This is a genomic window from Mesorhizobium sp. L-2-11 (assembly GCF_016756595.1).
Taxonomy (GTDB): domain Bacteria; phylum Pseudomonadota; class Alphaproteobacteria; order Rhizobiales; family Rhizobiaceae; genus Mesorhizobium.
Map to the genome: position 1 here is coordinate 1,103,704 of NZ_AP023257.1, position 12,413 is coordinate 1,116,116.

The following is a 12,413-nucleotide window of genomic DNA, read 5'->3' on the forward strand; positions in this document are numbered from 1 at the left end:
GAAGGCCGTCGACGATGGGCACATTGGTTGCTGGCCAGGATGCACGCCGCGATGGGTCTTGCAGGAGCGGTGGCGTGCGTGATCAATATCGCGAGGCGGCGCCGTGTCGCAGCGGGGAGACGAAGCATGATCGCCCTAAGCAGAAGCTCGTTCGCCCCGGGCCGAATTCACGCCCATGACCCGAAGCTGCCTTGCATCAAATGCGGATTTTTTCAGAATCTCCCGTTCGGGTTGGCCGAGGGTGTTCACGAGGCCTGGTATCCTACAGCGTCTGCGAACTCTGCCACAGCCAGATTGCGAGCGAGCCTGAACGCCCGCGGACCTGTGCTTCCACAGGTCCTCTTAGAGCACCAGATTTGAACAACTCGCAGTCGCGGCCGGCGACTTGCAGCATTTTGTCGCTCACTGCGACTTCGGCATTTTGGTCGGCCGCGATCTCCATCAAGCGACTGGCGACGTTAACCGTATCACCCGTAGTCGCGATGTGCTGACGGCCTTTGCCACCGAGTCTCGACGCAACGATTGTTCCGTAATGCGCTCCGATCTTGAAGCCGAGCCTCGACGCAGTCGATGCGGGCAACGAGACGAGCCAGTTGTTCGTACGGCTGGAGAGCGCTGCGCAGCAGCGGACAGCATTGAAGGCATCATCTGTCGCTGCTTCCGGTAGACCGAACAGGATCATGGCTCCGTCACCCATGAAATTCGTGACAACGCCACCGCAGCTTGTCACCTCTTCGTCCACCAACGCATGGAACGTGTTCAAAAGTTCGCGTGTGGCGTTCGGCCCCAATGTTTCGCTCAGTCCGGTGAAACCGGACAGGTCAATGAATATGATGGCGGCGTCCCTCCGGACAGGTTCCAGGAGAAAGTCGCCATGCTTCGCGAGCCACCCCTCAAAGCCCGGGGCCTGAACTCGTTGAAGCAATTCGCTCTGCGTGGCGAAATACTGGGCCTGGTTCCTGCCCAACCAAAGCTGCGCGGCCCCGAACAAAATAGCTGGCGGAACGGCGGCGGCCATAGGCAACGCCGCGCTCAGCCAGATATGGTGTGAGAATGCGGTCATATTGACCACGAACCAGATCACAACCACGCCGAAGACCGCTGCAAGGCCGATGGCGTTGCGACGCCATGCCAACAGCCCCACAAGAACCACTGGCAGCACCATTGCAAAGCCGGCATCTGCAAGGCGAACGTACTGATCTCGCACTATGCCGTCGCCGGTCATAAGATGGGCAATGGCCGTCGACATGACCTCGACGCCTGGGAGCACGGGATCAAACGGTGTCGGGAAAACATCGCCGGTGCCGGTTGCAGTTGCACCGATCACAACAATTCGATCCCGAATAATGCCGCCATCGGCTTGGCCCCCCAGCACCGTCGTGGCGCTGATCGTGCGGATTGTGCCGCGGGGGCCATAGAATGTCAGAGGGAGTATGTGACCAATGTCCGTCCGAATCCGCTGTCCGCCCAGAGATAGATAGTCGGGCGCAATTCCCGGATCCTCTCCCACCGCCATGGCGGCAACGCGCAAGGAGAAAGACGCTTCCGTCCGATCTCCGGCCCGAAACAGCAACGGGACGAACCGAGGCGTTCCCGTCCAGTCGGTAACCACGTTCACGACGCCGACAGCGGCGATATCCGAGAACGCTTTCAGGGGCCACAGAAACCGCTGGGCATTCGGCACTCGGGCGAGAGGGCCATCGCCCTCGACTGCAATCGATTGTTTACCTCCCGAGTAGACCGCTGCAGCAGCGATTACGGTTGAAGTCCCACGCAGCGAACGCGCGAGCGCCTCATCATCACTTTTTTTCCCGGGATCGACCAGTAGCAGGTCGACCGCAATGGCTTTCGGCCCAAAGCGAGCTATCGTATCGACAATCCGGGCAAGGGTGGCGCGGCTAAGGGGATAGCGGCCGTCGTTTCGGACCGCTTCGTCGTCTATTGCGACAATGGTAATCAGTTCCGGCGGCTTTGCCGTTCCCCGAACAAGCGTTCGAAGATCCGTCATCGTTGCTTCGACGCGATCGAGGGACCACAAGTTGCCGCGCCAGTGCGCAAAGCCAAGGCCGGCCCCCCAAAGACCCGCCAGAACGAGCGCGATCAGCGTCTGAAGCGCTCGCCCGCTCATTTAGCTTACTGACCGAAACGGGCCATCAAAGCCGAAACACGTGCGGCGGGCCAGCGCTTGACCGTTAGTGTGCCTGTTCCTGTTTCCACATCGACGCCTTCGCCCGGCCCGAGGACTACGCCAGCATTGGACGCCGGCCTTTGCACGGCGACGCGACCTTTGACGACGAAAACAGACGTCTTGCCACGGGCAACGTCGACTGCCCATTTTGTACCTCGCACTGCGGCAATCGCCTGCGGGGTGACGACAGCGAAGCCACCTCGGACCCTGCCGGCTGGAGCATCGAGCAACAGCGCCTTGCGCCGTAATCTGACCGCATCGGCGCTACCATTTCGATCACGGTCCACCAGTGCAAAACGAGCGCCATCTTCCGCAATGATGGTAAGGCCCTCCTGGCATCTCAGAATTTGTCGGGACGTACCTGCTACCAGTCGGAACGTACAGCCGGAGTTATTCGACTGCGCTGAAGCGGTAGCCACCCAAAAGACACAGGCAAGCATGCATGCCATCAGGCTCCGGAGATATCGGCCACTTGCGCTCATGAACCTCTCCTTGCTTTTGCGAAAATCTGCGGCAAGAAAATCTTTGCATTGTCTTCTGCGGTCAGCTTGGCAGTTTACTCATGCGTATGAACCGGCACTTGTAGCCGCGTTGCCCCTGAGGTAGCACGGTGCCGACCAGCGATCTTAACACGATAGCTTGCTCCAGCACCAAATAAGGCGACATCAAGCCGTTTTGAAGCGATGCGAATGTCGCGAACGTCATGCGGCGACGCTGCTGTTCGGCTCATCTGCCAGAACGAGCAGGTCGCGCCATTTCGCGACATTCTGCCCGCTTCTCCAAAGCTGACCTTCGAGCAGCGGCAGCGGCCGACCTTCGCGATCGTCAGTCAAACCTCCGGCCTCCGCATTAACTGAAGAGTGGGCGTGAATTCGGTCGAGCGCGAACGAGCTTCCGCTTAGGGTCGGAACAGGTATTTCGCATCGGCACCAAGCGTCAGGTTTTGATCAACTGGCGCATGATCCCAAGCCGAAGGCCGGAAAAACGCGTGGAGCTATACCGAACGATTTCAGCCTCTTGGATAGTTTGGGCCGTAGCCGTTTGGATAGTACCCGCCATCGCCGCCATTGCGTGGTCGGTATCGTTCCATCTCGCGCGGCCTCTCGCGCCGCCCGATCAAGTTGAGCGACCTGCGTGCGCAAGCCCCGCCTGGAGCCGGGGCGATCAACGCTCGGTCAGTTTCAGCTCGATGCGGCGGTTCTTGTTGCGCGCGTCTTCGCTGTCGGCGGGGTCGAGCGGCTGGAATTCGCCGAAGCCGGCGGCAACCAGGCGGTTGGCCGGCACGCCGTTCTCGATCAGGAACTTCACCACCGAGGTCGAGCGCGCCGTCGACAATTCCCAATTGTCGCGGTAGCGGCCGGTGCCCGACAGCGGCTTGTCGTCGGTGTGGCCGTCGACGCGCAGCACCCAGTTGATCTCCGGCGGGATCTCCTTCTGCAGGTCGATGATGGCGTCGGCGAGCTTCTTCATCTCGTCCTTGCCGGCATCGTTGATCACTTCGGAGCCTGTCGGGAAAAGCACTTCCGACTGGAAGACGAAACGGTCGCCGACGATGCGGATGTTCTCGCGGTCGGCGAGGATTTCGCGCAAGCGCCCGAAGAAGTCGGACCGATAGCGGTTCAGTTCCTGCACACGTTGCGCCAGCGCGACGTTCAGGCGGCGGCCGAGATCGGCGATCTTGGTGTTGGACTCGCGATCGCGCGCTTCGGACACGTTGAGCGCTTCTTCGAGCGCTCCGATCTGCCTGCGCAGAGCCGAGATCTGCTGGTTGAGGATTTCAACCTGGCTCAGCGCCTGCTGGCTGATCTGGCGCTGGTTGTCGAGTTCGCCCGAAAGCGCCGTGGCCCGCTGGTTGGCGGCGTCGCCGGCACCGGCGCCTTGCGCCAGCAACTGCTCGAGCCGGCTCTTTTCCGCCTCCGACGCAGACAGCGACGCCCGTAAATTGGCAAGCGAATCTTCCCTGTCCTGCGTCGTCGAGCGCTCCAGCGCCAGAAGCTGGGTCAGTTCGTTGATCTGCGAATTGAGGCGGTTGAGCACCGTGTCCTTGCCGGAGATTTCGCGGCCGAGCAGGAACTGCGCCAGCACGAAGACGGTAAGCAGGAACATGATCGCCAGCAGCAGCGTCGACAGCGCGTCGACGAAGCCCGGCCAGTAGTCGATACGGCGATCGGCACGCCGGCTCCTGGCGAGAGCCATGCTAATGGACTCCAGTCTTCTTCAGGGCGTCGGCGATCTTCTCCAGCGTGTTGCGCATCGCCTTCTGCTCGTCCGACTGGGCCTCGACCCAGTCGCGCATGATCTGCTGCTCCGAGCGCATGTTCTTGACCAGGCCCGAAATGCCGTCGGCAAGGTTGGCCATGGCGGTGGCGACACGCGGATTGGCGCCGCCGCCGTTCTCCTGCATGCTGCGCAGTCTTTCAGACAGGACGCGGATCTCGTCGGAGGACTCGACCTTGGGCGGTTCGGCGACGACGATGTCGGAGGACAGGTCGGTGACCGAGGACAGCCAGTTTTCGAGCTCGGTGTAGAAGCGTGTCTGGGCGCGGCCAGCCTGCAGGTCGAGGAAGCCGAGCACCAGGGAACCGGACAGGCCAAACAGCGAGGACGAGAAGGCGGTGCCCATGCCGGCCAGCGGCGCAGCAAGCCCGGCCTTCAGCGATTCGAGCACGGCTGCGGCATCGCCAGTGCCGGGATCGAGCGACTCGATGGTTTCGCGGATCGAGCCGATCGTGTTGAGCAGGCCCCAGAAGGTGCCAAGCAGGCCGAGGAACACCAGCAGCCCAACAAGGTAGCGCGAGGTGTCGCGGGTTTCGTCGAGGCGGGTGGCGATCGAATCGAGCATGGTGCGCATCGAGCTGGTCGAGAAGGCGATCGTCGGCGAGCGGCCGATCATCGCCTTCATCGGCGCCAGCAGCACCGGTTCGGTGGTTTCGGAGCCGGCCCGAAAAGAGTTGACCCAGCGCACTTCGCGAAACAGCCGACCGACCTGTGCGAAAGCCAGCAGGATGCCGACCGCAAGCACGCCGACGATCAGGCCGTTGAGACCGGGATTGGTGGCAAAGGCTGTCGAGATCTGCCGGGTCAGGATGGCGGCGATGAAAGCGACGATCATCAGGAAGATGACCATGGTCAGGAGAAAGACCTGCGGGCTCGACAATTTGTGCGGGTCGTACATCAGCACGTCGGAGCGTCTGCCCATGCCGAAGGATTTGAAAAAAGCCATCCGTGCCCCGTTTCCGATGCCGCCGCCGCCGCCAATTCACGTTTGACGGCGACTCTAAACGCAATTGTGACCAAATTGAATGGCGCTTGGCAATATTGCCAAGCGGACCATTGCGTTAGAGTCGGTTGATGACCAGGCAGTCGACCATGGCGGCAAGATGCAGGCCGGCGCCGGTGACGACAAAGCCGTGCCACAGCGCATTGTGGAAGCGCAGGCCCTTCCAGGCGAAGAAGATGACGCCGCAGGAATAGACGATGCCGCCGGCGACGATCAGCGCGATCGATGTCGTCGGCAATGTCTGGACGAGCGGCTCGACAAGCACGATGCCGCTCCAGCCGATGGCGAGATAGAAGACGACCGCCAGCCGGTCGAAGCGACCGGGAAGAAGCACTTTGATGGCGATGCCGATCGCTGCCGCGACCCAGACCAGGACGATCATCGAGATGGCCAGCGGCGAGCCGTCGAGCTGGGCGAGAAAAGGCGTGTAGGTCGCGGCGATCAGCAGATAAATCGCGGCATGGTCGAAGCGCCGCAATATCCACTTGGCTGGCGACGACACCGGCCACAGATTGTAGGCCAGCGACACCGACAGCACGGTGAGCAGCGAAATCACATAGAAAGCGGCGGCGATATATTCGCCCGGACCGGTATGGAAGGCAGCCAGCGCCAGCAGCGTCGAGCCGGCAGCAATGGCGAGCACGATGCCTACCGCATGGACGATGCCGTCGGCGATCATTTCGGCGCGCGAATAGTGCCAGCGTCCCATGAAGGGGATTTCGATCTGGGGTATGTCGATCTGGGATTTCGAGCCGATATGCGTCATGAACGATCCTGCATCCGCCTATTTGGGCGGATGCCGGACAGCATTTCAAGCTTTCGTTGCGGTTTTGCGACTGCGGCGGTTCAGCGCGCCAAGTCCGCTGGCTATAGCTAGAGTCTAGCGCGTCACCGGCTTCCTGACGGTCTTCAACAGCGCACGCTGGATGGTCTCGTTGCCGGCGACGATCGAGCCGCCATCCAGCATGTTCTGCCCGCCGGCGAAGTCGGAGATGAAGCCGCCCGCCTCGCGGATCAGCAGGATGCCGGCGGCGACGTCCCAGGCCGACAGGCCGGTTTCCCAGAACCCGTCCATGCGGCCGGCAGCGACGTAAGCGAGATCGAGCGAGGCGGAGCCGAGGCGGCGGACGCCCGAAACTTCGGCCATCACGTTGCGCAACTCGATGAGGAAATTGCCATGCTGGCCGCGGCCGAGATGCGGCACGCCGCAGCCGATCACCGTGTCGATCAGCTTGGTGCGGCCGGCAACCCGCAGCCGGCGGTCGTTCATGAACGCGCCACCACCGCGCTCGGCGGTGTAGAGTTCGTCCATCGCCGGATTGTAGACGACACCGGCGACGATCTGGCCCTGGCGCTCCAGCGCGATCGAGATGGCGAACAACGGAATGCCATGCAGGAAATTAGTGGTGCCGTCGAGCGGGTCGACGATCCAGCGGTGCTGGCCGTCGTCGCCTTCGATCAGGCCGCGCTCCTCCATCAGGAAGGCGTAGCCCGGCCGCGCCTTCGACAGTTCGGTGAAAAGGATTTCTTCGGCCTTGCGGTCGGCCTGGCTGACATAGTCGGCCGGTCCCTTCATCGAGACCTGCAGGTTCTGCACTTCGCCGAAATCGCGCGACAGCGAGCGGCCGGCCTTCATAGCGGCCTGGACCATGACATTGAGGATCGCTGAACGCGCCATTGCTCATCTTCCTGCCGGTGCGCCTATTTGCCTTGAGGCATGATCTTATCCAAAAAGTCTGCAACTTTTTGGGATCATGGCTGTTTGCTTGAAGCATGATCTCGTCCAAAAAGTCTGCAACTTTTTGGGATCATGCCTTAGTCGGCGCGGCGCACGTAACTGATTTCGTTGGTGTCGACGATGATGCGCTCGCCCGAGCCGATGAACGGCGGCACCAGCACGCGAATGCCGTTTTCCAGCATCGCCGGCTTATAGGACGAAGCTGCGGTCTGGCCCTTCACCACCGGGTCGGCCTCGGTGATCGTCAGCGTCACCTGGTCGGGCAGCGAAATGCCGATCGGCCTTTCGTCATAGAGCTGGACCGTCACCATCATGCCGTCCTGCAGGAAGGCAGCGCGATCGCCGACGAAATCCTTTTGCAATTCAAGCTGCTCGTAGCTTTCGGTGTCCATGAACACCAGCGCTTCGCCCTGTTCGTAGAGGAAGGAGAAATCCTTCATCTCCAGTCGGATCTGCTCGACGGTCTCGGCCGAGCGGAAACGCTCATTGAGCTTGGTGCCGTTGATCAGGTTCTTCAGCTCGACCTGGTTGTAGGCGCCGCCCTTGCCGGGCTTGACGGTGTTGGTTCTGACCGCCACCCACAGGCCGCCATCATGCTCGATGACATTGCCGGGACGGATTTCGTTGCCGTTGATCTTGGCCATGATGATGTGATCCGGAATGAGATTTTCGCGACGAAAGCGAATTGGCGCCTCCAAGACCACAAATCGCCGGGAGAGGCAAGGGACTGGGCAAGCGGGGGAGTGGGCAAGAGGCGGAGTGGACAGGAGGGGCGCAACGGCGGAGCCTCCCCTCGTCAGCATCCGCTGCCGATGTTCACTGTCCGCGACGCTTTACGGCAGGCGGTTGGCCTTCTGCAGCGCCTGCTTGGTCTGGTCGTCGGTCAGGCCCTGCAGAAAATCGTCCATCTGCGGATCGATCAGCCCGGCGCGGCGTGCGACGACGTACCAGGCGCCGGCAAGGACCGGGTCCGGATCGGTGCCGATGCCACCCATGTAAAGCTTGGCGAGGCGGTTCTGGGCGGCGACATTACCGCCCTCGGCGGCCTGTTTCATCCAGCCGAAGCCGGACTTCAGGTCGCGGGCGCCACCGCGTCCCTCGATCATCCAGGCAGCGAGATCGATCTGCGCCGTATCGTAGTTCTGCCTTGCTGCCTGCGCCAGCAAGCCGCGCGCCTGGGCATCGTCGCGCAGCTTGCCGCCGACGCCATTGGCATAGACCTGCGCCAGCGCATATTGCGCGTCGGCAAGGCCGGTCGCGGCGGCGCGCTGATAATAGGACACCGCCTTGGCGATGCCGGCATCGCCGGGGTCCTGCTGGACCAGCAGCTGCGCGAAATTGAACTGCGCCAGACGGTTGCCGGCCTCGGCGGCGGCCTGCATCAGCGCATAGGCCCCTTTCTCGTCCTTCTTGACGTAGCGGCCGTCGAGCAGCATCAGCGCATATTGGAACTGCGCTTCCGGTATGCCCTGCTCGGCGGCAAGCGCGTACCACTTTGCCGCCTCCGCCGCGTCGACCGGCACGCCAAGGCCGCGCGACAATATCTCGGCGATCAATGTCTGCGCCGCCGGATCGCCGTTCTGGGCGCGAACCAGAGCGAGGTTGTAGGCCGTCTTGTACAGGCCGCGCTGGAAGGCGCCATAGGCGGAATCCGACGGCTTGGCACCGAAGCGGTCGGGATTGATGGCGTCGGCCGACGGCAGCGGCGCCGTGGTGGCCGGCTGCGGCAGCGGAGTGGCGATCGGCTTGTCCGTGCTTGCAGCGATGCCGGGCTCGGCTTGCGGCAACGGGACGGTTTCCGCCATGGCGGCCTGCACCGTGAGCGGCGCAAGCAAAGCACCGAAAAGGATTGTCCGCGCCGGCACGTCAGTCCTCGAAACGCGGCGCGGTTTCGTCGAGCAGCGCGTTGGCGCTGGCGACTGCCATCTTTGGGTCGACGCCCTCGGCAAAGACGGCGCTGGACAGCGCCACGAATTCGGCGCCGGTGGCAGCCACCGCTTCTACCGAAGCGATGTCGGACCCGGCCATGACGATGCAAGGGATCTGGATCACATCCGCCCACCATTGCCCCAGCGACAGGTTGCGTGGGTGCGGCTCCGGCTTGTTGTCGTAGCCGAAGCGGCCGAAGAAGATGTAGTCGGGCCTGAGCTCGCCGAGTTCCAGCGCATCGTCGCGGGTCTTGGCGCCGCCGGTGCCGACCATCATTTTTGCCTGGAAACGTTCGATCGTCTCGGCGAGTTCGGCCTTGCCGGCCTCGACATGGATACCATCGGCCTGGACGCGGCCGGCGATGCGGGTGTCGCCGGCAATGACGACAGCTACGCCTGCCGCTTGCGCCGCCGGCACGATCTGTTCGGCGAAGGCCTGGAAGGAGGCTTCGTCCATGTCGTTTTCGGGCAGGATCAGCGAGGCGACATCGCCGCCCTCGAACGCCGCGCCGATGCGCTCAGCCGACACGCCGGGTGGCGCGATCAGCACGATGCGGCAGCGATTTGGAGGCGTTGCGTCGTTCATGGTTTTTGACCCCGGTTTTCGCCTATGCCGGGCGAAGATGGTTGCATTGCGGCATAGAGCAAAGTGCCGGCCTTGAACAGGCGGGCGGCCAGGACCATTGGCGCATGATTGTCGCACGGCGACGTTCTTGCCTCACTTGATTGCCTGGGTGCTTTCGGCTGGGGTCTTCGATTGCCACAGCGTCCAGCCAAGATTCATGCCGGCGGCGGCGACCAGGATGGCGGCGCCGCCGACGATCTGGGCCGGATGCAGCCGGTGGCCGAAGGCGACGACATCGACCAGGATCGCGACAATAGGGTAGATGAAGGACAGCGACCCCTGCAGATAGGTTGGCAGTTTCTGAATGGCGCCGTACATCAGGATGTACATCAGACCGGTATGGACGACGCCAAGCGTCGCCAGCATGCTCCAGCTCCACACGTCGGCGGGAAGGTGGGAAAGGCTGGCGAAGGGTGCCAGCATGACGACGCCGACGCAGACCTGGATCAGGGCGATCAGGTGCGGCGGCGTGTCTTTGAGCTTCTTGGTGACGATGGCGGCGACGGCCCAGAAGAAAGCCGCACCCAGCGCCATCGCGATGCCGATAAAATAATCCGTACCGACATTACCTGTATTGGGGCCTGCATCGGAGCCCGCATCAGGCGAGCCTTGCACGATCAGCAGCAAGCCGGCGAAGGCGATGCCAAGCCAGGTCAGCTTTGTCAGGGTCAGCCGCTCTGAGAAGAAGAGCGAGCCAAAGCCGACCAGCATGAAGGGCTGCGTGTTGTAAACAGCCGTGGCGATCGAGATCGAGGCGCGGGAAAACGAGCTGAACAGCAGCAGCCAGTTGACGACGATGGCAGCACCCCCGAGAGCCGAGATCGCCACGATGCGCAGTGACAGCCTGCCGCGCAGCAGCCCTAGGGCAGCGCAAATGATCAGTAGCGTTATCGCGCCGAAGGCGCAGCGCCAGAAGACGACGTCCATGATGGGCTCGCCCGACATGACGACGAACCATCCGATCGTGCCGAGGATCACCATTGCGGCCGTCATTTCGATCGTGCCGCGCGCCGTGCTGTCCATGAATATTGCCTCTCGAAACGCTGATGATTGATAATTCCATGCCGCATCGGCGCTTTCTATAATTTTCGCTAGGTGATATGCTGGTAGTGCCTAATAAAATAAGGTGAAGCCGGCCTTTTTCTTGGGAATGTCAAATGCTGGACGATCTGGACCGACGCCTTCTCGAAATCCTGATCAAGGATTCGCGAACCTCATTGAAGGAACTGGCCCAACAGGTAGGACTTTCGTCGCCGAGTGTCGCGGAACGCCTGCGTCGGCTGGAGGATCGTGGCGTTATCAGGGCCTTCACCATCGAGATCGATCCGCAAGCGCTCGGCTACACCTTGCAGGCGATCGTTCGCATCCGGCCCTTGCCGGGCAAGCTGCATATTGTGCAGAAGCTGATTGAGGAGACTCCGGAGTTTGGCGAATGCGACAAGGTGACGGGCGACGACTGCTTTGTTGCCCGGCTGTTCGTGCGCTCGATCGGCGATCTCGACAAGCTTCTCGACCGTATCGCCGACAAGGCCGAAACGAGCACAGCCATCATCAAGGCGCAGCCGATCCGCAGGCGCCCACCGCCGCTAGCCGCAACCGCCATCTCGAATCCGTGACAGGCCTCAGCACGAACGACGCACAGCGTCATGTGCGCATTTGCAGTCGCGGCGCGAAAGTTTATCGGCTATTCCAGCGTCTGCACGCTTTCCCTCCAACTGCTCCCGTCGATGTCAGGCCTGCTTCTCGATCCGTGGTTCTATGCCGCCGCCATTCCAGCCGTCATCCTGGTCGGTCTGTCCAAGGGCGGCTTTGGCGGTGCGGTCGGATTCGTGGGCGTCCCGCTGATGGCGCTGGCCATGCCGCCGGTGCAGGCAGCCGCCATCCTGCTGCCTATACTGTGCCTGATGGACATCGTCTCGGTGTGGACATGGTGGGGTGTCTACGACCGCAAGATGCTTGCGGACATGATGCCGGGGGCAGTGATCGGCATCGGCCTCGGCTGGCTGACCGCGGCGCTGGTGACAGCGGAAATGGTGCGGCTGATCGTCGGCGCCGTGGCGATTATCTTCGTGCTTCGCTGGGTCTATCTGCAGATGCGGCACGGTGCGAGCCACTCAGCCGAGCCCAACCGCGCGGCTGCCGCATTTTGGGGGACCGTCGCCGGGTTCACAAGCTTCGTCGCCCATGTCGGCGGCCCGCCCTTTCAGGTCTATGCGCTGCCAATCCGACTCCATCCGAAAGTGCTGTCGGGCACCGCCGCAATCTTCTTTGCCGCCACCAACGCGTTGAAGCTCATCCCCTATTTTGCGCTCGGACAGTTCGACGCCACCAACCTGACCGCGTCGGCGGTTCTGGTGCCGCTGGCGCCGCTCTCGACCATCGCCGGCGCCTGGCTGGTGCGGCGGATGCGAGCGGAACTGTTCTACCCCTTCACCTATGCGACCGTAGCGGTCGTCGCGGTCAAGCTCCTGTGGGACGGGATCGCCGGCCTTCTCTAGATTGCGTCGCGTGGGAGACGGCTTTGTTTCGGCGTCCTATGAGGCACGGCCGGAAGGGAACCGCTCAAGGCAAGCGCGTCACGCCGTTTTCTGCTATTTTGGCAGCGCCGGGAGGGGTCGGGCGCGATGCGACATCGTCCAGAAACATTGCCGATG

At 62.4% G+C, this 12,413-nt stretch carries 13 protein-coding genes; 2 read left to right on the forward strand and 11 right to left on the reverse strand.

The annotated features are described in order from the left end of the window. Positions 1-262: 262 nt before the first annotated feature. The 11 genes from JG739_RS05260 to JG739_RS05305 all read right to left on the reverse strand — a co-directional run bounded on the left by JG739_RS05260 (position 263) and on the right by JG739_RS05305 (position 10,782). The gene (locus JG739_RS05260; RefSeq protein WP_202365561.1) at positions 263-2,128 is read right to left on the reverse strand and encodes a CHASE2 domain-containing protein; all 1,866 of its coding nucleotides are present in this window, start codon (positions 2,126-2,128) and stop codon (positions 263-265) included. Between the two features lie 5 nt (positions 2,129-2,133). Further along, on the reverse strand, positions 2,134-2,670 hold the full coding sequence (locus JG739_RS05265; RefSeq protein ID WP_202365562.1) for a FecR domain-containing protein: 537 nt from the start codon (positions 2,668-2,670) through the stop codon (positions 2,134-2,136). Between the two features lie 219 nt (positions 2,671-2,889). Continuing rightward, a complete protein-coding gene (locus JG739_RS35995) occupies positions 2,890-3,021 on the reverse strand; it encodes a hypothetical protein (RefSeq protein ID WP_274609425.1) in 132 nt (43 codons plus the stop codon). A gap of 331 nt (positions 3,022-3,352) precedes the next feature. Next, positions 3,353-4,384 carry a peptidoglycan -binding protein gene (locus tag JG739_RS05270; RefSeq protein WP_202365563.1) on the reverse strand — a complete coding sequence of 344 codons (1,032 nt, stop codon included), beginning with the start codon at positions 4,382-4,384 and terminating at the stop codon, positions 3,353-3,355. 1 nt (position 4,385) lies between these two features. Beyond that, positions 4,386-5,411: a MotA/TolQ/ExbB proton channel family protein gene (locus tag JG739_RS05275; RefSeq protein WP_202365564.1), complete on the reverse strand. Its 1,026-nt coding sequence runs from the start codon at positions 5,409-5,411 to the stop codon at positions 4,386-4,388. 115 nt (positions 5,412-5,526) lie between these two features. After that, on the reverse strand, positions 5,527-6,234 hold the full coding sequence (trhA, locus tag JG739_RS05280) for a PAQR family membrane homeostasis protein TrhA (protein ID WP_202365565.1): 708 nt from the start codon (positions 6,232-6,234) through the stop codon (positions 5,527-5,529). 114 nt (positions 6,235-6,348) lie between these two features. Then, the gene (locus JG739_RS05285; protein ID WP_202365566.1) at positions 6,349-7,146 is read right to left on the reverse strand and encodes an inositol monophosphatase family protein; all 798 of its coding nucleotides are present in this window, start codon (positions 7,144-7,146) and stop codon (positions 6,349-6,351) included. 137 nt (positions 7,147-7,283) lie between these two features. Beyond that, the gene (gene efp / locus JG739_RS05290; protein ID WP_202365567.1) at positions 7,284-7,850 is read right to left on the reverse strand and encodes an elongation factor P; all 567 of its coding nucleotides are present in this window, start codon (positions 7,848-7,850) and stop codon (positions 7,284-7,286) included. Between the two features lie 189 nt (positions 7,851-8,039). Then, positions 8,040-9,011 carry a tetratricopeptide repeat protein gene (locus JG739_RS05295; RefSeq protein ID WP_202365568.1) on the reverse strand — a complete coding sequence of 324 codons (972 nt, stop codon included), beginning with the start codon at positions 9,009-9,011 and terminating at the stop codon, positions 8,040-8,042. Between the two features lie 61 nt (positions 9,012-9,072). Next, complete coding sequence (locus tag JG739_RS05300; protein ID WP_202365569.1) at positions 9,073-9,720, reverse strand: thiamine phosphate synthase; 648 nt, start codon at positions 9,718-9,720, stop codon at positions 9,073-9,075. 132 nt (positions 9,721-9,852) lie between these two features. After that, positions 9,853-10,782, reverse strand: a complete 930-nt coding sequence (locus tag JG739_RS05305; protein WP_202365570.1) for a DMT family transporter — start codon at positions 10,780-10,782, stop codon at positions 9,853-9,855. 134 nt (positions 10,783-10,916) lie between these two features. Here JG739_RS05305 and JG739_RS05310 point away from each other — a divergent pair, with 134 nt between their 5' ends. Next, entirely contained in the window at positions 10,917-11,375 is a 459-nt protein-coding gene (locus tag JG739_RS05310; RefSeq protein WP_202365571.1) for an Lrp/AsnC family transcriptional regulator, read from the forward strand. 111 nt (positions 11,376-11,486) lie between these two features. Continuing rightward, entirely contained in the window at positions 11,487-12,257 is a 771-nt protein-coding gene (locus JG739_RS05315) for a sulfite exporter TauE/SafE family protein (RefSeq protein WP_202367348.1), read from the forward strand. Positions 12,258-12,413 lie beyond the last annotated feature (156 nt).